This window comes from Pseudomonas sp. P4_C1 (assembly GCF_056402155.1).
The window spans coordinates 99,355-121,069 of sequence record NZ_JBFUHY010000002.1 but is presented as its reverse complement, the minus strand read 5'-3'; the positions used below and the strand labels follow the sequence as shown (position 1 = coordinate 121,069).

At 59.0% G+C, this 21,715-nt stretch carries 19 protein-coding genes and 1 pseudogene; 15 read left to right on the top strand and 5 right to left on the bottom strand.

Annotated elements, in window-relative coordinates; translation table 11 throughout:
* Positions 1-54 precede the first annotated feature (54 nt).
* Together AC1DU9_RS02010 and AC1DU9_RS02005 are read left to right on the top strand one after the other, a co-directional pair.
* A complete protein-coding gene (locus AC1DU9_RS02010) occupies positions 55-621 on the top strand; it encodes a GNAT family N-acetyltransferase (protein ID WP_223456807.1) in 567 nt (188 codons plus the stop codon).
* A gap of 133 nt (positions 622-754) precedes the next feature.
* A pseudogene (locus AC1DU9_RS02005) lies at positions 755-1,114 on the top strand (RHS repeat-associated core domain-containing protein); the annotation flags it as partial.
* A 17-nt stretch (positions 1,115-1,131) separates the two neighbouring features.
* Here AC1DU9_RS02005 and AC1DU9_RS02000 read toward each other — a convergent pair.
* The gene (locus AC1DU9_RS02000; RefSeq protein ID WP_223457008.1) at positions 1,132-1,461 is read right to left on the bottom strand and encodes a hypothetical protein; all 330 of its coding nucleotides are present in this window, start codon (positions 1,459-1,461) and stop codon (positions 1,132-1,134) included.
* Between the two features lie 391 nt (positions 1,462-1,852).
* Here AC1DU9_RS02000 and AC1DU9_RS01995 point away from each other — a divergent pair, with 391 nt between their 5' ends.
* From AC1DU9_RS01995 to AC1DU9_RS01985, 3 genes are all read left to right on the top strand, one after another.
* Positions 1,853-3,088 (top strand): retropepsin-like aspartic protease, encoded by a 1,236-nt coding sequence (locus AC1DU9_RS01995; RefSeq protein ID WP_477809687.1) that lies wholly within the window; start codon positions 1,853-1,855, stop codon positions 3,086-3,088.
* A 1,139-nt stretch (positions 3,089-4,227) separates the two neighbouring features.
* Positions 4,228-4,854, top strand: coding sequence for a hypothetical protein (locus AC1DU9_RS01990; protein ID WP_223456811.1), 627 nt, complete (start codon positions 4,228-4,230; stop codon positions 4,852-4,854).
* A 28-nt stretch (positions 4,855-4,882) separates the two neighbouring features.
* Entirely contained in the window at positions 4,883-5,161 is a 279-nt protein-coding gene (locus AC1DU9_RS01985) for a hypothetical protein (protein ID WP_223456813.1), read from the top strand.
* A 70-nt stretch (positions 5,162-5,231) separates the two neighbouring features.
* Here the strand turns inward: AC1DU9_RS01985 and gbcA are convergent, their stop codons facing one another.
* Positions 5,232-6,527 (bottom strand): glycine-betaine demethylase subunit GbcA, encoded by a 1,296-nt coding sequence (gene gbcA, locus AC1DU9_RS01980; RefSeq protein WP_223456815.1) that lies wholly within the window; start codon positions 6,525-6,527, stop codon positions 5,232-5,234.
* Between the two features lie 282 nt (positions 6,528-6,809).
* Here gbcA and gbcB point away from each other — a divergent pair, with 282 nt between their 5' ends.
* Positions 6,810-7,910, top strand: a complete 1,101-nt coding sequence (gbcB, locus tag AC1DU9_RS01975; protein WP_223456817.1) for a glycine-betaine demethylase subunit GbcB — start codon at positions 6,810-6,812, stop codon at positions 7,908-7,910.
* Positions 7,911-8,031: 121 nt separating this feature from the next.
* Here the strand turns inward: gbcB and AC1DU9_RS01970 are convergent, their stop codons facing one another.
* Both AC1DU9_RS01970 and AC1DU9_RS01965 read right to left on the bottom strand, forming a co-directional pair.
* Positions 8,032-8,856: an SDR family oxidoreductase gene (locus AC1DU9_RS01970; protein ID WP_223456819.1), complete on the bottom strand. Its 825-nt coding sequence runs from the start codon at positions 8,854-8,856 to the stop codon at positions 8,032-8,034.
* Positions 8,857-9,048: 192 nt separating this feature from the next.
* The gene (locus AC1DU9_RS01965; protein WP_223456822.1) at positions 9,049-10,089 is read right to left on the bottom strand and encodes a threonine aldolase family protein; all 1,041 of its coding nucleotides are present in this window, start codon (positions 10,087-10,089) and stop codon (positions 9,049-9,051) included.
* Positions 10,090-10,221: 132 nt separating this feature from the next.
* On the opposite strand from AC1DU9_RS01965, the gene AC1DU9_RS01960 reads away from it, so the two are divergent.
* The 8 genes from AC1DU9_RS01960 (at position 10,222) to fdhA (ending at position 20,381) form a co-directional block, all read left to right on the top strand.
* The gene (locus tag AC1DU9_RS01960; RefSeq protein ID WP_477809686.1) at positions 10,222-10,986 is read left to right on the top strand and encodes a TraX family protein; all 765 of its coding nucleotides are present in this window, start codon (positions 10,222-10,224) and stop codon (positions 10,984-10,986) included.
* A 284-nt stretch (positions 10,987-11,270) separates the two neighbouring features.
* The gene (gene glyA, locus AC1DU9_RS01955; RefSeq protein WP_223456825.1) at positions 11,271-12,524 is read left to right on the top strand and encodes a serine hydroxymethyltransferase; all 1,254 of its coding nucleotides are present in this window, start codon (positions 11,271-11,273) and stop codon (positions 12,522-12,524) included.
* A gap of 23 nt (positions 12,525-12,547) precedes the next feature.
* Positions 12,548-13,798 (top strand): sarcosine oxidase subunit beta, encoded by a 1,251-nt coding sequence (locus AC1DU9_RS01950; RefSeq protein ID WP_038981138.1) that lies wholly within the window; start codon positions 12,548-12,550, stop codon positions 13,796-13,798.
* Between the two features lie 14 nt (positions 13,799-13,812).
* Positions 13,813-14,142, top strand: coding sequence for a sarcosine oxidase subunit delta (locus AC1DU9_RS01945; protein WP_223456827.1), 330 nt, complete (start codon positions 13,813-13,815; stop codon positions 14,140-14,142).
* A complete protein-coding gene (locus AC1DU9_RS01940) occupies positions 14,139-17,156 on the top strand; it encodes a sarcosine oxidase subunit alpha (RefSeq protein ID WP_223456829.1) in 3,018 nt (1,005 codons plus the stop codon). Before AC1DU9_RS01945 ends, AC1DU9_RS01940 begins: the two co-directional genes overlap by 4 nt.
* A gap of 182 nt (positions 17,157-17,338) precedes the next feature.
* Positions 17,339-17,971 carry a sarcosine oxidase subunit gamma gene (locus tag AC1DU9_RS01935; protein WP_477809685.1) on the top strand — a complete coding sequence of 211 codons (633 nt, stop codon included), beginning with the start codon at positions 17,339-17,341 and terminating at the stop codon, positions 17,969-17,971.
* A gap of 150 nt (positions 17,972-18,121) precedes the next feature.
* Positions 18,122-18,979 (top strand): formyltetrahydrofolate deformylase, encoded by an 858-nt coding sequence (purU, locus tag AC1DU9_RS01930; RefSeq protein ID WP_108216957.1) that lies wholly within the window; start codon positions 18,122-18,124, stop codon positions 18,977-18,979.
* Between the two features lie 202 nt (positions 18,980-19,181).
* Complete coding sequence (gene fdhA, locus AC1DU9_RS01925; protein ID WP_223456834.1) at positions 19,182-20,381, top strand: formaldehyde dehydrogenase, glutathione-independent; 1,200 nt, start codon at positions 19,182-19,184, stop codon at positions 20,379-20,381.
* A gap of 45 nt (positions 20,382-20,426) precedes the next feature.
* Here the strand turns inward: fdhA and AC1DU9_RS01920 are convergent, their stop codons facing one another.
* Positions 20,427-20,915, bottom strand: a complete 489-nt coding sequence (locus tag AC1DU9_RS01920) for a hypothetical protein (protein WP_223456836.1) — start codon at positions 20,913-20,915, stop codon at positions 20,427-20,429.
* A gap of 244 nt (positions 20,916-21,159) precedes the next feature.
* Between AC1DU9_RS01920 and AC1DU9_RS01915 the strand changes: the two genes are divergently transcribed.
* On the top strand, positions 21,160-21,714 hold the full coding sequence (locus AC1DU9_RS01915) for a DUF2780 domain-containing protein (RefSeq protein WP_223456838.1): 555 nt from the start codon (positions 21,160-21,162) through the stop codon (positions 21,712-21,714).
* The last annotated feature ends 1 nt before the right edge of the window (position 21,715 follow it).

Here is a 21,715-nt window from a genome sequence, read left to right as displayed (position 1 = left end):
CGCCGTAAGCGCCCGGGTAAAACGGGTGCTCCTTGTCCTGTGGAGTTCAGGTAAATGACTGTTGTGTTTCGTTCGGCCGTGCGCGCCGATGCGCGAGAGATTGCCCGTTTGTTTCAAATCTCGTCGGAGGGCGCTTCGGATTACATCTGGAGCCAACTTGCGAAACCCGGGCAGGATCTGCTGGACGTCGGCGCCATTCGTTATGCCCGCGACGATGTGGACTTCTCCTACCAGAATTGCCTCATCGCCGAAGCCGGTGGAGAAGTCATCGGCATGATGCACAGCTACGTGATGCGCCACGATCTGCAGGCGGAACCGACAACAGACCCGGTGTTGGCGCCGTACGCCGACATGGAAATCCCGGACACGCTCTACATTTCGAGCCTGGCGCTGCATGAGGGTTGGCGCAACCGGGGTCTTGGCGTGCAATTCCTGGCCCATGCCAGGGCGCGCGCCAACCAGCTCGGGCTCAATGGCTTGAGCCTCATCGACTATGCCGCCAATACCGGTGCCCGGCGTTTCTATGAGCGCCATGGCTTCCGCATCGTTGATAGCTGCCAGGTTACGCCGCATCCGATGATTCGGGTCACGGGCGAAGCCTTTTTGATGCAATGGCCTTAGCGGGTTTCCTGCGCAGGGGTGACCCTAGCAGAACTGATAGTGTTCGCATTACTGATGACTTGTTAGGGTACTGAGCAGTTAATACCCGCTTTCGCCAGCAGGGCTTGTCAGAGCTTCGGATGCCGAATCATGCATGGCGCAGCGGGTTGATCAGACCTCATCAAGGATCCTGCTGATGCGCACATCCGCCCAAACCCAGCGTGAAGTAGTCTCTCCTGCAGCGGCTCCGCCGTACCCCCGGACCCTGTTGCTGGCTACGGACCTGCAACAAAGCATACTCGCTGAGTTGGACCGCAATGGTCCGAACCACTTTGCGTATTCCCCCTATGGCTTGCAAAGCAGCCTGCATCAGGCTTCGACCCCATTGGGCTTCAATGGGCAACTCAGAGAGCGTCCTACCGGTTGCTATCACCTGGGCAATGGACATCGGGTCTATAACCCGGTGCTGATGCGGTTCCACAGCCCGGATCGGTTGAGTCCGTTCGGGAAGGGGGGAATCAATGCGTACGCCTATTGTTCAGGCTCGCCAATGAACAGAGTTGATCCAACCGGTGAGTCGTGGTTCTCATTGCTTGGGCAAGCCGTAGGTGCAGGTTTGAATCTGATTTTTGCCGGTGCAGCGATTAACAGGGCTGCCAGCGCAATTGTGTCAGGAGCAACGCAAACGTTGCGTATGCGAATTGGGAACACGCTGAGTTTCTGGGGTGGTGCAGGGAGTCTGCCATTCCGTGGGGCAACAATTCCTGCGGCGATGACCGCCCGGATACCCGAAGTCGCGTCGATAGTAACAAGCTCGGGTGTCATGGCCGGCCAGAGTTTGACGGGTTCAGGTGCGGTCATGCAGAACTCCGTTATTGCCGGGACATGGTGGGCGGCTGCTGCGAAGAATGGGCAGTCGAGGCCGCGAGTTTTGTGGGAGGCAGCCAAAGAGGCCAGTGGATGGAACTTGTTGCGAGGGCAAGCGCCCGGCCAGGTTCCAGGCAGGCCTCCTGACATTCCTCTGGGAGAGGTCATTGTGGAAAACGCAACAAATGTAAGGGGCACTTAGCATTTTTACGCCATCGGTATTTCCAGAAATGGAATTACCCAAAGTCTCTGTTCGCGTTCCCGGGGGGACGCACCGCGCACGCCGTACTGCTTGATGAGCTAGAGTTTTACTTGCGCTGGCAAGGAGTGCAGCACAGTTTCGGGGATATTCAGACGTTCAGCGCCAACTCATAGAACTTGTTTTATGAACGGGTTGAATATGAAGGCTTTCAACCGATACCTGATGCTTTTTGCAGGGACCCTGTGTGTGTCTTCGGGATCGATGCCTGCCCCCCAGACACCAGCACCCGGAACGCCCCCTGAAGTCGAGCGGGATTTTTTTCAGTGGCTGGATTCCGACCAGGGCCAGAAAGCCTCGCTGGCGCAAATGCGTGAGCGTTGCGACAGGGTACTGGATGCCGATAAGCACCTCAGTTGCTCGGTGACGGTCTTCGCCAGAATGCTTGAAGCCAAAGCCACCAACCAACTTCCCGAATACTACTTGGCGATCAAGGGCAAGCATGCCCGGGCGATTGCCGCCAGCTCCGATCTGAAGCCTCTATTCTCCACGTTTGGCAGCAAATCACTGGCTGTCCTGGCGGCGACCGGCGATTTCACGCTCAAGGGTTCGACGCGGCATGAGGTGCTGCCGCTCCATCCGTATGCCAATGATTTTTACATCGCTGAACAAGTGTTGCCATTTATCGAGGTCGGCGCGGCCAATGGTGTCTCGGCGCGTTTTGTACTGGACACGGGCGCACCGCAAACCCGGGTCAACATCGACACGGCGAAACAGATGGGCATCAAGTTGTTGCCCGATGCTTTTTATCGCTACAGCACGTTTTATGGCGAAAAGGGCTTGGCCGCGAGGCTGGGAATTCTCAGGTCGCTGAAAGTCGGCACCCGCGAGTTCAGAAACGTCCTGGTCTTTGTCAGCGACCGGGATAATCTGTTGGGGCTGGATCTGATCGGCAAGCTGGGGCGCTTGAAGATCACCAGCAGAACACTGGAGCTAAATCCCCCGCCTGCCACACGCTGTGATGCGTCGATTTTCGTTGGCCGACTGGATCTCAATCAACGGTTGGTGGTGGCCGCACAGCTGGATCGCCGGGCAACGCAGGCCATCGTCGATACCGGAAATGTCGACTACCTGACGGCCTCGTCGCCCGGCAGGCACGTCAGCGTTGTTCAGGGGCTAACACCCGGAAGTTCGAGCGTTTCCACCAACGACAACAAGCGCTTCCAACGCTTCGACGGCGTATTGGCCCTGCAAGGCATCACCATGGCAGTCACCTACAAATACTACCCGGGCTTTACCATCCCGCCGTCGCTGATAGGCGGGCAATATGTCCCGTCGATATTGCTCGGATGGCGCGCCTTCAAAGACTTTGAATTGAATCTGGACCTGGATTCAGGTCGCTCATGTCTCAATAAAGTTTGAACAACTTCGGTGTTTACCCACAATCCCTGTTGGTGGTTCTGTGGATAACATGTTCGTCCCTCGCTACACCCCATATAGATCAAGCCCTACAAACTGTCGCTCAAAAAACAACCAGCCTGGTTCGAGTATTTTCCAAGCTTTTCAAGGGGATAAGTGCTGTTGTGGATGCAGACTTGCCCCCAATCTCTGTTGGCGCTTCTGTGGATAAGATGTTTGCTATCGGCTGTAGGCCTTATAGACAGAGGCGTGCAGGGCTTTGATCGTAAAATGATCAAAAGACGGTTTTGCGTCGTTAGCTACCGCGCAAACGTCGGGTTTTTGTGGGTTTCAGAGGTTTTCCACAGAGCCTTCGAAGTTAACCCCAAAGTCTGTTGGCGCTTCTGTGGATAAGGTGTTCGCGATCTTCTGTAAGGCATACAGAGTGTGCCTTGCAGGCTTCTGATTAAAAAATATCCAACGGCACCTGAAAAACCGTTAATTGAATAAGTCACGGATTTTATTGGCGTTGTGTGGAAAAAATCCCTGAGAACTCACAGTTACCCACATTTGCTGTGAGTCGAGGTGTGGATAACTTGTTCGCGGAATGCTGCAAGCCATGATCGGCCTGGGCTACAGAGGGATGGTTATCTTTTGTACAGGTCGCGGGCTCGATCGACTGACGTGAAAGCGACGTTTCTGCTCGTTAGCGATATGACCAGTTGATCGTCCCGATATATATCCAATTTAAATAAGTTTAGATTCCTATAGGTATATCAGACTGTTTGACAGGATTTATCTCCCGGACTTTAATCTTCCTCACGCGATGAAATGAACAGGGTTGTTCAAAAAAATTTCTCTCCGGGTCTCTCCGTAGGAGTGGTGCAATGGATTGTTTTTGCGCTCAAGAATTGATGATATTTCCCATAAAAATCTCTCTTCTCCTTAGTGACTAGTCTAATAGCCTTGCGCGACGTATTCGTCAGTACTAAACAATGCGTGCGTGGGCACTATTAATCCCATATGTTTTAGCAGGCCTGGCAGGGCAGGTCATTTAGTGAGCGAATTGTAGAATAATGATGAGCGATGCCGGTGGCTTATATCGGCGCTTGTCTATATGGGCACTACCGTGCGTTTAACACCAACTTACAAGGAGTTATAAAATGTCAGAAGCAGCCAAATCAAAAGTCAAGTCGGTCGCCGCCGCCGCTGTTGCGCCATCCAAAGAGGCGTATGTCGAACTTCTGAACGAAATGCGAGTTCACGATAAAAAGCGTTCGGAGGGCAGTGCCAGAGGCGTTCTGATGGCCTCGCCGCACCTGCAGCAGATTCATCTGCGCAGCCTCTATGTCAGTAGCAGCTCCAATGATCCGGCGGTGAGGTACCTTGAACCCAAGGCCCGGGAGGCGGGTGAGGGGCAGTCCGACCAGTCTGAATCAGAGTTGACCAAGGCAACGGAAGCGTTCCAGAATTCCGGTTCGACTGATACCACGCCTTATAAGAATAAACTCGATGAGCTGCGCAACCGAGACAAGGCGGCTGCGGATAAACGCATCGACAAGATGTATGACGAAGCCATTGCTCAAGTTGAGAAATTTCCGCAAAGTGGCGATGCCGTTGTCGGCTTTATGGATACCTTTGGTGGTCTGTTCAATGCAGTGCTGGATAAAATAGCCAACTTCTTCGTTGAGGTTGGTAAAAATATTCTGAATTGGCTGAAGAATGTCTGGGAGAAAATTACCAGCACGTTCAATTCGGTTGTTAGTTGGATCACAGGTTGGTTTTCCTGAACGTATCAACCGAATGGTGAGGTGGTGAATGATTAAGCCAATTGGGCCTCCGCCTTTTATCGATCCACTTGAACGTGAGTGGTGTTTTGCGTTTAATCTCGAAGAAAACAAAGCGCTTGAGGATAATAAGGCCAGGCTTGAAATTCTTCGTCAACGCGATAAAAAGAGGACTGAAGAAAAAATAGATGGCTTATATGACGAACTCCAGCGAAAAATCAATCCCGACTATAAAAGACCGCCCAGTGCCTCCGACATAGGCAATATTTTTTCGGTGGCGCAGAGCATTATCAAATCCTGGAACTGGTAGATGTTCCGTAACGGCATAAAAAACCGCGAGCATGCTCGCGGTTTTTTGTTCAGGGCCGAGGTGACGATACTCAGCCTTGTACCGGAACCCCTTTGAGGTACGGCGCAGGCTCGGCCCCAAGATTGCTCAGCAGACGTTCGCTGTACCAGTCCACGAAGTTCACCACGCCGAACTCATAGGTCTTGGAGTACGGGCCAGGCTGGTACGCGGTGGAGTTGATGCCGCGCTGGTTCTCTTCGGCCAGGCGACGGTCCTGGTCGTTGGTGGCATCCCAGACCTGGCGCATGCGCTCCACGTCGTAGTCCACGCCTTCGACCGCGTCCTTGTGCACGATCCACTTGGTGGTGACCATGGTTTCCTGAGCGCTGATCGGCCACACCGTGAAGACGATGATGTGGTCACCCATGCAGTGGTTCCAGGAGTGCGGCAGGTGCAGGATACGCATCGAGCCCAGGTCCGGGTTCTGGATCCGGCCCATGAGTTTTTTGCAGCCCTGCTTGCCGTCCAGGGTCATCGACACGGTGCCCTTGAGCAGCGGCATGCGCACGATGCGGTTACGCAGGCCGAAGCTGGCGTGGGCGTAAGGAATCTTCTCGGCTTCCCAGGCTGCGGCAGAGGCGGCGACGTGATCCTTGAACGCCTGGTCGGCGCGTGGGTCGGTGACGTCGTCCCATTCCAGCAGGGTTTTCAGCAGTTCCGGGTGCGACGCGTTGCAGTGGTAGCACTCGCGGTTGTTTTCCAGCACCAGTTTCCAGTTGGCCTTTTCCATCAAGGTGGTGGTAATTGCCACCTTGGTGTTCTCCATGTCGTACGGTTCCATGTAATGGTTCAGTGTCGACAGGAAGTCATCGATGGCCGGTGGGTTCTCCGCCAGGCTGATGAAGATGTAGCCGCCGGCGGTCTTCACATTTACCGGTTTGAGGCCGTACTGGTTCATGTCGAAGTCGGCACCCATTTCGGTGCCGGCGAACAGCAGGCGGCCGTCGAGTTCGTAGGTCCACTGGTGGTAGTGGCAGACCAGTTTGGCGACCTTGCCTTTCTCGCTGGTGCACAGGCGCGAACCACGGTGGCGGCAGACGTTATGGAACGCGTGCACCACACCTTCGGCGCCACGAATCACGATGATCGGGTTTTTGCCGATCTGCAGGGTCAGGTAGTTGCCCTTGGTCGGGATCTCGCAGGTCATGCCGGCGATCAACCACTCTTTCTGGAAGATTTCCTGCATGTCGATATCAAACAGGCGCTCGTCAGAGTAAAACGGCTGCGGCAGCGAGAAGGTGCGCTCGCGCTCTTGCAGCATCTGTGCAGTGGCCTTGCGTGCGGGTTCCAGCGGATCGCCCAGGCTCAGGGTAGTAGTGACGTCCATCATTTAATCCTCAAGGCCATTCTGTGTGGCCGGCGAATAGTGGCTACGGTTGTGCGACGCAAGACAAAAAACAGCAGTTATCTGTTGAGGCGAGTGTGGGGCCGGCGCTGCCCGGAACCTTATCCATGGGCGACATGGCCCAATCTGATCCCGACGCGCAACCCCCGGTAATTGGGGGCTGGTCGCGATAAGTATGTGAATGTCGCAGATAGGTAAATGGGAGGTTCGCGCTATACGCAGAATCGCAAACATGAAGGCCGACAGTCGGCCGTGGAGATCAGCATGTCCAACAGCTTCCTGAACCCGGTAACCACCCAGACCTGGGCCAATGGTCGGCACATCGTCCGTTGCGTCAAAGTCATCCAGGAAACCTGGGATGTGCGCACCTTCTGTTTCATGGCCGACCAGCCAATCCTGTTCTTTTTCAAACCCGGGCAATTCGTCACCCTGGAGCTGGAAATCGACGGCGTGCCGATCATGCGCTCCTACACCATTTCCAGTTCGCCGTCGGTGCCGTACAGCTTTTCGGTAACCATCAAGCGCGTGCCGGGGGGCAAGGTGTCCAACTGGCTGCACGACACTCTACATGAAGGCCAGGAGCTGGCGGTGCACGGGCCGGTCGGACTGTTCAATGCCATGGACTTCCCTGCGCCGAAAGTACTCTACCTCAGCGGCGGCGTCGGCATCACGCCGTGCATGTCCATGGCGCGCTGGTTCTACGACACCAACGGCAACGTCGACATGACGTTTATCCACAGTGCCCGCTCGCCCAAAGACATCATTTATCACCGCGAGCTGGAACACATGGCGTCGCGGATCGAGAACTTCAGCCTGCACCTGATCTGCGAGAAACATGGCATGGGTGAGCCCTGGGCCGGTTATCGCGGTTACCTGAACCACAGAATGCTTGAATTGATGGCACCGGATTTCCTTGAGCGCGAAGTGTTCTGCTGCGGCCCGACACCGTATATGAACGCGGTCAAGCGCTTGCTGGAAGGCGCTGGCTTCGACATGTCGCGCTACCACGAAGAGTCCTTCGGCGCGACTCCGCCAGAAGCCCGCGCCGACGCCGTGGAACACGCTGAACAAGCGGCTGATGCCCCGGAAATCGACGCGGCGGATCTGCATCAGGTGGAATTCATCGCATCCGGCAAGAGCATTCGCGTGGCCCCTGGCGAGACCGTGCATGCGGCGGCGGCCAAGGTCGGCCTGATGATCCCGAAAGCCTGCGGCATGGGCATCTGCGGCACCTGCAAGGTGCTGAAGCTGGGCGGCGAAGTGGAAATGGAACACAACGGCGGGATCACCGAGGAAGACGAAGCCGAAGGGTACATCCTGTCGTGCTGCAGTGTGCCGAAGGGTGACGTGCGGATCGAGTATTGATAAACGCCATAAAAACCTGTGGGAGCGAGCTTGCTCGCGATGAGGCCGGAACATTCAAAATTGATGTTGACTGATCCACCGCTATCGCGAGCAAGCTCGCTCCCACAGGTACGGTGTTTTTTCAGTCAACGAATAGGTCAGTCATGAGTTTTTCGCTGCTATCCGGTGCGAACCGATAGTGCTCGAACTCCGTTACACCGCTTTCCCGCAGTATTTCCTCATCAATCAACAAGCGCCCGGTCAAGCTGCGGTTTGCGCTGCTCAGAATCACATGTGCCGCATCGGCCATGATCGCAGGCACGCGCGCATGCTTGAATGACTCCCTCGACCCCAACTGAAACTCGATGGCAGCGGTGGCAATCATGGTCTGCGGCCACAGCGAGTTGACGCTGATGCCGTAATTCCTGAATTCCTCACTCATGCCCAAGGTCAGCATGCTCATGCCGTATTTGGTCACGGTGTACGGGCTGTACTGGGCAAACCACTTGGTGGCCAGGTTCAGTGGCGGGGACAGGTTGAGGATGTGGCCACCGGACTTCTTCAAATAGGGCAGGGCGGCCTGGCTGCACAGCAGCACGGCACGGGTGTTGATCTGGTGCATCAAGTCAAAGCGCTTGAGTTCGAGGTGCTGGACCCCGGTCAATTTGATCGCCCCGGCGTTATTGATCAGCGCATCGATGCTGCCGAAATGTTCGTTGGCCTGGGCCAGTGCTTCGCGTACGGCATCCTCTTCACGTACATCTACCTGCAAGGCCAGCGCCTTGCCGCCTGCGGCTTCCACTTCCCGGGCCACACTGAAAATCGTGCCCGGCAGCTTGGGGTGGGGTTCGGCACTTTTGGCGGCGATCACAATGTTGGCCCCATCGCGTGCGGCCCGCAGCGCAATCTCGCGACCGATGCCACGGCTGGCGCCGGTGATGAACAGGGTTTTGCCTTGCAATGACATGCTGACGCTCCTGATTGTTGTTATGTGAGCAGCGGCTCGACAAACAATGTAGACGAGGAGCAAGCAACAGGGGGAGATGGTGTTGGCTTTTGTGGGAACGAGCTTGCTCGCGATAGCGGACGGTCAGTCGACATCAATGTTGGAGGTGCCGGCCTTATCGCGAGCAAGCTCGCTCCCACAGGGATTGTGGCGTTAGTGAGACATCACTTCACGGATATCCCGCGCCAGTTCCCGCACGCGCTCTTGCTCGGTGTCCCACGAGCACATGAAGCGTGCGCCGCCGTTGCCGATGAAGGTGTAGAAGCGCCAGCCCTTGGCGGTCAGCGCGGCGATGGCCGGCTCCGACAGTTGCAGGAATACGCCGTTGGCCTGTACCGGGAACATCAGCTCCACGCCCGGAATGTCGCTGACCAGTTCGGCCAGCAATTGCGCGCAGTGGTTGGCGTGGTTGGCGTATTTGAGCCAGGCGTCGTTTTCCAGGATTCCGACCCATGGTGCCGAGAGGAAGCGCATTTTCGACGCCAGTTGCCCGGCCTGTTTGCAGCGGTAATCGAAGTCTTCGGCGAGTTTGTGGTTGAAGAACAGAATCGCCTCGCCCACCGCCATGCCGTTTTTCGTGCCGCCGAAGCACAGCACGTCGACACCGGCCTTCCAGGTCAGGTCGGCCGGGGTGCAGCCGAGGAATGCGCAGGCGTTGGAGAAGCGCGCGCCGTCCATGTGCAGGTTCAGGCCCAGTTCCTTGCAGGTGGCGCTGATGGCGCGGATTTCGTCCGGGGTGTAGACGCTGCCGACTTCGGTGGCCTGGGTCAGGGTCACCACACGAGGTTTCGGGTAGTGGATATCCTGGCGCTTGAGCGCGACCTCGCGGATCGAATCCGGGGTCAATTTGCCGTTTTCGGTGCGGGCGATCAGCAGTTTGGAGCCGTTGGAGAAGAATTCCGGGGCGCCACATTCGTCGGTTTCGACGTGGGCGGTTTCCGAGCAGATCACGCTGTGGTAACTCTGGCACAGCGACGACAGCGCCAGCGAGTTGGCGGCGGTGCCGTTGAAGGCGAAAAACACTTCGCAGTCGGTTGCAAACAGTTTGCGGAAATCGTCGGACGCGCGGGCGGTCCACTCGTCGTCGCCGTATGCGCGCTGGTGGCCGTGGTTGGCCTGTTCCATGGCCGCCCAGGCTTCAGGGCAGATACCGGAATAGTTGTCGCTGGCGAATTGTTGGCTCTTGTCGGTCATGGCCTGCTTCCGTGGTCGAGATGCCTATGGTGAAGCGTCCCGTGGTCAATGAGGGTGCGCACTGTACCCAAGATCGTCAGGTGGAGCGCACAGGATGTCGCTGTCGGGAAAATACACGGTCGAAGGGCAATTATGCACGTGACTATGTACAAGAGCATGCACAAGACCATGCACAAGACCATGCACTTAAAGCAGCGCGACGGGGCACTGGATCTGCTCAAGTGGCTGGCGCTTTTGAGCATGGTGCTTGATCACCTGCGATATGTCGGGTATTCCGCCGATTTGCTGTATGTGCCGGGGCGCTTGGCGTTTCCGTGGTTCTGCCTGGCGATGGCGGCCAATCTGGCGCGCGTGCGGATTACGACGACCAGCGGCCAGTGGCGCTATCTGGGGTGGTTGCTGCTGTTTAGCGCGGTAAGTGAAATGCCTTACCGAATGTTCATTCCCAATCCCGACACCTTGAACGTGCTGCCCACCCTTGCCCTGGGCTTGCTGGTGGTTCGTGGCTGGCAGCAGCCGGTGCTTGTATCGCGATTGCTGGCAGCGGGCGCGTTGCTGATGGCAGCGCTTTTCTCCCAGCGATTGATGTTCGGTTTCTTTGGCGTTCTGTTGCCGTTGGCGATGCTGCTGGTACTGCAACGGCCTTGGTATTTCGCACTGTTGGCGGGACTGGTTTGCCTGGCGGCAAATCAATGGCAGGTGCTGTATTACGCGGCTCGCCTGGGCAATGTCGCGGCGATTCCAGCCATCGTGATGTGTCTGATTGCACCATGGCTCGGGCTGTTCTTGTTGCGACATGCAAAGGGCGTAAAACCACCGCCGATGCGGCGCTGGGCGTATGCGCTGTATCCCGTGCATTTCCTGCTGTTGCTCGCAGTACGACAGGCCATCGAATGACCCTGTAGGAGCGAGCTTGCTCGCGATAGCGGTGGGTCAGCCACCATCATTACCGAATGTAGCGCCGCTATCGCGAGCAGGCTCGCTCCTACAGGGGATCTGCGCTGGATCGACGGTCGTGTTCGGCATGCCATTTCCCGCCATGTCGTAAACGCACCTTTGCGTGGCGCCCGTAGGCATTTGACGACTCCAAGCCAGTCATACCATCGCTACCAAAGGGCACTGCCGAAAAGCCAGTGCCTCACCGAGACGAATGGCGCACCGCCGCCGCTGGGAGAGACGCGATGTTCAGCAAGCAAGACCAGATCCAGGGTTACGACGATGCACTGCTGGCGGCGATGAATGCCGAGGAGCAACGTCAGGAAGATCACATCGAGCTGATCGCGTCGGAGAACTACACCAGCAAGCGCGTGATGCAAGCGCAAGGCAGCGGCCTGACCAACAAATACGCCGAAGGCTATCCGGGCAAGCGCTACTACGGTGGCTGCGAACACGTCGACAAGGTCGAAGCCCTGGCCATCGAACGCGCCAAGCAACTGTTCGGCGCCGATTACGCCAACGTGCAACCGCACTCCGGTTCCTCGGCCAACAGCGCCGTGTACCTGGCCCTGCTGCAAGCCGGCGACACCATCCTCGGCATGAGCCTGGCCCACGGCGGTCACCTGACCCACGGTGCCAAAGTGTCGTCCTCGGGCAAGCTGTACAACGCCGTGCAGTACGGCATCGACACCAAGACCGGTCTGATCGATTACGACGAAGTCGAGCGCCTGGCCGTCGAGTGCAAGCCGAAGATGATCGTTGCCGGCTTCTCGGCTTACTCCAAGACTCTGGACTTCCCGCGCTTCCGCCAGATCGCCGACAAGGTCGGTGCCCTGCTGTTCGTCGACATGGCCCACGTGGCCGGTCTGGTTGCCGCTGGTCTGTACCCGAACCCGCTGCCTTACGCCGATGTGGTCACCACCACTACCCACAAGACCCTGCGCGGTCCACGTGGCGGCCTGATCCTGGCCAAGTCCAACGAAGAAATCGAGAAGAAGCTCAACGCGGCAGTTTTCCCGGGTGCCCAGGGCGGCCCGCTGATGCACGTGATCGCCGGTAAGGCAGTGTGCTTCAAGGAAGCGCTGGAGCCTGGCTTCAAGGCTTACCAGCAGCAAGTGATCGACAACGCCCAGGCGATGGCCGGCGTGTTTATCAAACGCGGCTACGATGTAGTGTCCGGCGGCACCGACAACCACCTGTTCCTGGTCAGCCTGATCCGTCAGGGTCTGACCGGCAAAGAGGCGGATGCAGCCCTCGGTCGCGCCCACATCACCGTGAACAAGAACGCTGTCCCGAACGATCCACAGTCGCCGTTCGTGACCTCCGGCCTGCGTATCGGCACCCCGGCAGTCACCACTCGCGGCTTCAAGGTGACCCAGTGCGTCACACTGGCCGGCTGGATCTGCGACATCCTCGACAACCTCGGCGATGCCGATGTCGAAGCGAATGTTGCGCAGCAAGTGGCGGCCCTGTGCGCGGACTTCCCGGTTTATCGCTGAGTGCGGTTTTGGAGTAAATGACTATGCAACGCTACTCGGGCTTCGGCCTCTTCAAACACTCTCTCAGCCATCATGAAAACTGGCAGAAAATGTGGCGCACGCCGACCCCTAAAAAGGTCTACGACGTGGTCATCGTCGGTGGTGGCGGGCATGGTCTCGCAACGGCCTACTACCTGGCCAAGGAACACGGCATCACCAACGTGGCCGTGGTCGAGAAGGGCTGGCTGGGCGGCGGTAACACCGCGCGCAACACCACCATCGTTCGCTCCAACTACCTGTGGGACGAGTCGGCGCACCTGTACGAACACGCGATGAAACTGTGGGAAGGCCTGTCCCAGGACCTGAACTACAACGTGATGTTCTCCCAGCGCGGCGTCTACAACCTGTGCCACACCCTGCAGGACATCCGTGATTCCGAGCGTCGGGTCAGCGCCAACCGCCTCAACGGCGTCGACGGCGAACTGCTCGATGCCAAGCAAGTGGCTGACGAGATTCCGTACCTCGACTGCTCGAAAAACACGCGCTACCCGGTGATGGGCGCAACCGTCCAGCGTCGCGGCGGCGTGGCTCGTCACGATGCCGTGGCCTGGGGCTTTGCCCGGGCCGCCGACGCCCTCGGCGTGGACCTGATCCAGCAGACCGAAGTGATCGGTTTCCGCAAGGAAAACGGCGTGTGCATCGGCGTTGAAACCAACAAGGGCTTCATCGGCGCCAAGCGCGTCGGTGTGGTCACTGCGGGTAACTCCGGGCACATGGCCAAACTTGCCGGTTTCCGTCTGCCGATCGAATCCCACCCGCTGCAAGCGCTGGTGTCCGAGCCGATCAAGCCGATTATCGACAGCGTGATCATGTCCAACGCCGTGCACGGCTACATCAGCCAGTCCGACAAGGGTGACCTGGTGATCGGCGCCGGTATCGACGGTTACAACGGCTACGGCCAGCGCGGTTCTTACCCGGTGATCGAACACACCGTCCAGGCCATCGTCGAGATGTTCCCGGTGTTGTCCCGCGTACGCATGAACCGTCAGTGGGGCGGCATCGTCGACACCACGCCGGATGCCTGCCCGATCATTTCGAAAACCCCGGTACCGAACATGTTCTTCAACTGCGGTTGGGGCACCGGCGGCTTCAAGGCCACACCTGGCTCGGGCAACGTGTTTGCCGCGAGCCTGGCCAAGGGTGAAATGCACCCATTGGCTGCACCTTTCTCCATCGACCGTTTCCACAACGGTGCGTTGATCGACGAACACGGCGCTGCTGCGGTTGCCCACTAACAGGAGAAATCCCCATGTTGCATATCTTCTGTCCTCACTGCGGCGAGTTGCGCTCCGAAGAGGAATTCCATGCATCCGGCCAGGCGCACATCCCGCGCCCACTGGATCCGAACACCTGCACCGACGAGGAGTGGGGCGACTACATGTTCTTCCGCGATAACCCGCGCGGTCTGCACCACGAGCTGTGGGATCACGTTGCCGGTTGCCGTCAGTACTTCAACGCCACCCGCGACACCGTGACCTACGAGATTCTCGAAACCTACAAGATCGGCACCAAGCCACAATTCACCGACAAGACCGATAGCCCGAAAGCGGCCAGCACGGCTCTGGGAGAGAAGGTATGAGCCAGATCAATCGCCTGTCCAACGGCGGACGGATCGACCGCAACAAAGTCTTGAGCTTCACCTTCAACGGCCAGAACTACAAAGGCTTCGAAGGCGACTCCCTGGCCGCTGCACTGCTGGCCAACGGCGTCGACATCATCGGTCGCAGCTTCAAGTATTCCCGTCCGCGCGGCATCTTCGCCGCCGGTGCCGAAGAGCCGAACGCGGTGCTGCAGATCGGCGCCACCGAAGCCACGCAGATCCCGAACGTGCGCGCCACGCAACAGGCGCTGTATCAGGGCCTGGTCGCCACCAGCACCAACGGCTGGCCGAGCGTGAACAACGACATGATGGGGATTCTCGGCAAGGTCGGCGGCAAGCTGATGCCACCGGGCTTCTACTACAAAACCTTCATGTACCCGCAATCGTTCTGGATGACTTACGAGAAGTACATCCGCAAGGCCGCCGGCCTGGGTCGCTCGCCGACCGAGAACGATCCGGACACCTACGACTACATGAACCAGCACTGCGACGTGCTGATCGTCGGTGCCGGCCCTGCCGGTCTGGCGGCTGCCCTGGCGGCTGCGCGCAGCGGTGCCCGGGTGATCCTCGCCGATGAGCAGGAAGAGTTCGGCGGCAGCCTGCTCGATTCCCGCGAAAGCCTCGACGGCAAGCCTGCGACCGAGTGGGTCGCCAGCGTCATCGACGAACTGAAGAACACCCCGGACGTGCTGCTGTTGCCGCGCGCCACCGTCAATGGCTACCACGACCATAACTTCCTGACCATTCACGAGCGCCTGACCGATCACCTCGGTGACCGCGCTCCGATCGGCCAGGTGCGTCAGCGCATCCACCGGGTTCGCGCCAAGCGTGTGGTGCTGGCGACCGGCGCTCACGAACGTCCATTGGTCTACGGCAACAACGACGTACCGGGCAACATGCTCGCCGGCGCCATCTCGACCTACGTGCGCCGTTACGGTGTGGCACCGGGCAAGAAGCTGGTGCTGTCGACCAACAACGACCACGCCTACCGCGTTGCCCTGGATTGGCTCGATGCCAGCCTGCAAGTGGTGGCCATCGCCGATGCCCGCAGCAACCCGCGTGGCGCGCTGGTGGAAGAAGCACGCGCCAAAGGTATCCGCATTCTCACCGGCAGCGCCGTGATCGAGGCCCGTGGCAGCAAGCGCGTGACCGCTGCCCGTGTGGCTGCCATCGATGTCAAAGCCCACACCGTGACCAGCCCAGGCGAATGGCTCGACTGCGACGTGGTGGCCAGCTCCGGTGGTTACAGCCCGGTGGTTCACTTGGCTTCGCACCTGGGTGGCAAGCCGATCTGGCGCGAAGACATCCTCGGTTTCGTACCGGGTGAAGCGCCGCAGAAACGCGTGTGCGTCGGCGGCATTAACGGCGTCTACGGCCTTGGCGATTCTCTGGCCGACGGTTTTGAAGGTGGCGCCCGCGCCGCCGCTGAAGCCGGGTTCCAGACCGTCGAAGGCGTACTGCCGAAAGCCCTGAGCCGTCTCGAAGAGCCGACCCTGGCGCTGTTCCAGGTGCCGCATGAAAAGAACACCGCACGGGCGCCGAAGCAATTCGTCGACCTGCAAAACGACGTCACCGCCGCCGCCATCGAACTGGCGACCCGCGAAGGCTTCGAGTCGGTCGAGCACGTCAAGCGCTACACCGCGCTGGGCTTCGGCACCGATCAGGGCAAGCTCGGCAACGTCAACGGCCTGGCCATCGCTGCCCGCTCGCTGAACGTGACCATCCCGCAGATGGGCACCACCATGTTCCGTCCGAACTACACGCCGGTGACTTTTGGCGCCGTGGCCGGTCGTCACTGTGGGCACATCTTCGAGCCGGTGCGCTACACCGCACTGCATCAATGGCACCTGAAGAGCGGCGCCGAGTTCGAAGACGTCGGCCAGTGGAAACGTCCGTGGTACTTCCCGAAATCCGGTGAAGACCTGCACGCGGCAGTCAAGCGCGAGTGCAAAGCCGTGCGCGACAGCGTCGGCCTGCTCGACGCTTCGACCCTGGGCAAGATCGACATCCAGGGCCCGGATACGCGCGAGTTCCTCAACCGCGTCTACACCAACGCCTGGACCAAGCTCGATGTGGGCAAGGCCCGTTACGGCCTGATGTGCAAAGAAGACGGCATGGTGTTCGACGACGGCGTGACGGCTTGCCTGGCCGACAACCATTTCGTCATGACCACCACCACCGGCGGCGCAGCTCGTGTGCTGCAGTGGCTGGAGCTGTACCACCAGACCGAATGGCCGGACATGAAGGTGTACTTCACCTCCGTCACCGACCACTGGGCAACCATGACCTTGTCCGGGCCGAACAGCCGCAAGCTGCTCAGCGAAGTCACCGACATCGACCTGAGCAACGAAGCCTTCCCGTTCATGACCTGGAAAGAAGGTCTGGTCGGTGGTGTGCCGGCGCGGGTATTCCGGATTTCGTTTACCGGTGAGCTGTCGTACGAAGTCAACGTGCAGGCCGACTACGCGATGGGCGTGCTGGAAAAAATCGTCGACGCCGGCAAGAAGTACAACCTGACCCCATACGGCACCGAAACCATGCACGTGCTGCGGGCCGAGAAGGGTTTCATCATCGTCGGTCAGGACACTGACAGCTCGATGACCCCGGACGACCTGAACATGGGCTGGTGTGTCGGTCGCACCAAACCGTTCTCGTGGATCGGCTGGCGTGGCATGAACCGCGAAGACTGCGTGCGTGATCAGCGCAAGCAACTGGTTGGCCTCAAGCCGATCGATCCGAACAAATGGCTGCCGGAAGGCGCGCAACTGGTGTTCAACACCAAGCAGGCGATCCCGATGACCATGGTGGGTCACGTGACCTCCAGTTACCTGCACAACTCCCTGGGCTATTCGTTCGCCATGGGCGTGGTCAAGGGCGGCCTGAACCGCATGGGCGAGCGCGTGTTCGCACCGCTGGCCGACGGCAGCGTGATCGAGGCGGAAATCGTTCCTTCGGTGTTCTTCGATCCGAAGGGCGAACGCCAGAACGTGTAAAGGCTTCGGGTCCTGTGGAGTGTGAGCTGCCGCCATCGCGAGCAAGCTCGCACCCAAAGGATTGAAGTCGCCAGAAAAATTTGTGTCAGGCATCAGTCCACTGTGGGAGCGAGCTTGCTCGCGATGGCGGCAGAAGCGCCACCACAAGGGCCGGAACCAACAAAATTCAAGACAGGTGCTTTATGACCGCAGCCAATGTTTACCAACAACGCCCAACCTCCGGGGCCAAGGCCGAGTCGTCGCTGCATCACGCCGATCTCGCCAGCCTGGTGGGCAAGGGCCGCAAGAACGCCGGTGTGACCGTGCGTGAGAAGAAACTCCTCGGCCACCTGACCATCCGTGGCAATGGCCACGACGCCGCATTCGCTGCTGGCGTGCATAAGGCCCTCGGTATCGAGTTGCCGGGTGCACTGACGGTCATCGTCAAAGGCGAAACCAGCCTGCAATGGATGGGGCCGGATGAGTGGCTGCTGATCGTGCCGACCGGTGAAGAGCTTGCCGCCGAGCAGAAACTGCGCAAAGCGCTGGGCGATCTGCACATTGCAATCGTCAACGTCAGCGGTGGCCAGCAACTCCTCGAACTGAGCGGCCCGAACGTGCGCCAGGTGCTGATGAAGTCCACCAGCTACGACGTGCACCCGAACAACTTCCCGGTGGGCAAAGCTGTCGGCACGGTATTCGCCAAGTCGCAACTGATGATCCGTCACACCGCTGAAGACACTTGGGAACTGTTGATTCGTCGCAGCTTCTCGGATTACTGGTGGCTGTGGTTGCAGGATGCTTCTGCCGAGTATGGGCTGAGCGTTCAGGCCTGATCACCACCGTCACTGTAGGAGCGAGCCTGCTCGCGATGGACTTCAAGGCAGCGCGTTGAATCAGACAGTACGCGTCATCGTTGGCCTCCATCGCGAGCAGGGCTCGCTCCTACAGTAGGCATCCACCGATTTCTCAGGAGTCACCGCACCATGAGCCGCGCCCCAGACACATGGATTCTGACCGCCGACTGCCCAAGCCTGCTCGGCACGGTGGACGTGGTGACCCGCTTTCTGTTCGAGCAGGGCTGCTATGTCACCGAGCACCATTCGTTCGATGACCGGCTCTCGGGCCGTTTCTTCATTCGTGTGGAATTCCGCCAACCCGATGGCTTCGACGAACAGTCGTTCCGCGCGGGCCTGGCCGAGCGTGGCGACGCTTTTGGCATGATCTTCGAACTGGTCGCGCCGAACTATCGGCCGAAAGTGGTGATCATGGTCTCCAAGGCCGATCACTGCCTCAACGACTTGCTCTATCGCCAGCGCATCGGCCAGTTGTCGATGGACGTGGCCGCCGTGGTCTCCAACCACCCGGACCTCAAGCCGCTGGCCGACTGGCACCAGATTCCGTATTACCACTTCCCGCTGGATCCGAACGACAAGCCGTCCCAAGAGCGTCAGGTGTGGCAGGTGATCGAAGAGTCCGGCGCCGAACTGGTGATCCTTGCACGCTACATGCAAGTGCTGTCGCCGGAGCTGTGCCGCAAGCTCGATGGCAAGGCGATCAACATCCACCACTCCCTGCTGCCCGGGTTCAAGGGCGCCAAGCCCTATCACCAGGCCTACAACAAGGGCGTGAAACTGGTGGGCGCCACGGCGCATTACATCAACAACGACCTGGACGAAGGTCCGATCATTGCCCAGGGCGTGGAGGCAGTGGACCACAGCCACTACCCGGAAGACTTGATCGCCAAGGGGCGGGATATCGAAGGGCTGACGCTGGCGCGGGCCGTCGGGTATCACATTGAGAGACGCGTATTTTTGAACGCGAACAGAACAGTCGTTCTCTAGATCGCCATCGCGAGCAAGCTCGCTCCCACAGGGTTTTGTGTCGTTTACAAACCTAGTGTCCGCCCCGGCCCACTGTGGGAGCGAGCTTGCTCGCGATGAAGCCCTGACAAGCAACACAAGACACATAGGCAATAACCCGAGCACTTAACGCGCTGCCTGCCTGGGCAACGCGGTTTCATAAAAACAACATCGAGGTGAAAGCATGTCTGGTAATCGTGGAGTGGTGTATCTCGGCGCTGGCAAGGTCGAAGTGCAGAGTATTGACTATCCGAAAATGCAGGACCCGCGCGGCAGGAAGATTGAACACGCTGTCATCCTGCGTGTGGTGTCTACCAACATCTGTGGTTCCGACCAGCACATGGTGCGTGGGCGTACCACAGCGCAAACCGGCCTGGTGCTGGGCCATGAGATTACCGGCGAAGTGATCGAGAAGGGCAGCGACGTCGAGAACCTGAATATCGGCGACCTGGTGTCCGTACCGTTCAACGTGGCTTGCGGGCGCTGCCGTTCCTGCAAAGAGATGCACACCGGCGTGTGCCTGAGCGTCAACCCGGCGCGTCCCGGTGGAGCTTATGGTTATGTCGACATGGGCGACTGGACCGGTGGCCAGGCCGAATACGCCATGGTGCCGTACGCCGACTTCAACCTGCTGAAGCTGCCGGATCGCGACCGGGCCATGGAAAAAATCCGCGACCTGACCTGCCTCTCCGACATCCTGCCGACCGGCTATCACGGTGCCGTGACCGCTGGCGTTGGCCCGGGCAGCACCGTGTACATCGCTGGTGCCGGTCCGGTCGGCCTGGCGGCAGCCGCTTCGGCCCGTCTGTTGGGTGCGGCGGTGGTGATCGTCGGGGACGTCAACACCGTTCGCCTGGCTCACGCCAAGGCCCAGGGCTTCGAAATCGCCGACCTGTCCCAGGAAACGCCGCTGCACGAACAGATCGCTGCACTGCTGGGCGAGCCGGAAGTGGATTGCGCCATCGACGCTGTTGGCTTCGAAGCCCGTGGCCATGGCCATGACGGCGTGAAACACGAAGCCCCGGCCACTGTGCTCAACTCGCTGATGGGCGTGGTGCGAGTGGCAGGCAAGATCGGCATCCCCGGCCTCTACGTGACCGAAGACCCGGGCGCCGTGGACGCCGCCGCGAAAATGGGCAGCCTGAGCATCCGCTTCGGCCTGGGCTGGGCCAAGTCCCATAGCTTCCATACCGGCCAGACCCCGGTAATGAAGTACAACCGCCAACTGATGCAGGCGATCATGTGGGACCGTATCAACATCGCCGAAGTGGTGGGCGTTCAGGTGATCAGCCTGGATCAGGCTCCGCAGGGGTATGGTGAGTTTGATGCCGGCGTGCCGAAGAAGTTTGTGATCGATCCGCACAAGATGTTCAGCGCGGCGTAAAGCGTTGGGCTAAAAAAGGGCGACCGGGGTCGCCCTTTTTTGTGTTCAATGGCCTGTTGGTGGCATGGTCAGGACTCTGTAGTTGAACTCACATTCCTTTTCGACCCGTGAATCGCAGTGTTCAACGGACTTGGCTTTGTTGGACGCGCCGGCCTTTTCTTTAATGGGTTGCGCCTCCCATTTTGTGCCCTTGACGGGAGCCCACTCTCTGAAGGAGTACAACGTCATCCTGGCAAACGCGTACCAGTCGTCACCCTCGTAATCACACGAAACTACATCCGTATTACCTTCGGAACTGACGGTCCGGTAGAGCGCTCCGGTGAATACGAAGGTTTCAAGATCTCCCTCGCTGGCATAGGGGTTTTCACCTACCCAGACGCGGCCGTTCGGCCCGGGGGCGGAGTAGCTGTAGCCTTGTTCCTCCTGCTTTTGTGTGATGCTTGCAACTGACGGACACATAGTGGTTGCCGCAAGGGCGTTGGCTGTGAATACCGACAGTAGTACGGCACTTGCCGCGAGTGTTTTACGTATCATGATGTACTCCTTTACATGGTTTGGAGTCGTCATGTTGGGGGAGTGGAACTGCGGTGGGTACTATCAGTATTGATAGGTTGTGTTGGCGCTTTATTCGTCTCGCGGCATCCAGGGTTTAACGTTTGTTATACGTGACCGGGGTAAAAACGGATGCGCGGTAAGGAACATGATTGAGGATATCTGGTCAAACCGGCAGTTTTACCGCCGGTTTTCGGATGGTTTCATGGCTCAAGAGGATGTCTGGATGAAGATTTCACGCGGCATTGCATTGGCTTCGCTGTTGGCACTGTCCGCCAGCCCTGCCTTTGCGCAGTTCAGCCTGAGCGATGCGGCCAATGCGATTTCGGGCATGAAGGGTGGTGACGCGGCCGCGACTGCCGCACCGGCGCCGCAGACAGCCGACCTGCTAAGCACCCTCAGTGAATTGAACATCACCCCACAACAAGCCATCGGCGGCGCCGGGGCGATGCTGGGGCTGGCGAAGAACCAGTTGAGTTCGACCGACTACTCGGAACTGGCCAAAAGCGTGCCGGGCATCGACATGCTCTCGGGCGGCGGTGAGTTGGGTGCACTGGCCGGTCTGCTCGGCTCCAGCGGCAAAGCCGCAGGGCTGAACAATGCCCTGGGTAACGTCAAGAACACCAACGACCTGAACAACGCCTTCAGCGCCCTGGGCATGGACAGCGGCATGATCGGCCTGTTTACCCCGGTGCTCCTGCAATACCTCGGCCAGCAGGGCGTCGGCGGTTCGCTGCTGAGCAGCCTGGGCGGGATCTGGGGTGCCGGCACCGGCAGTTGAT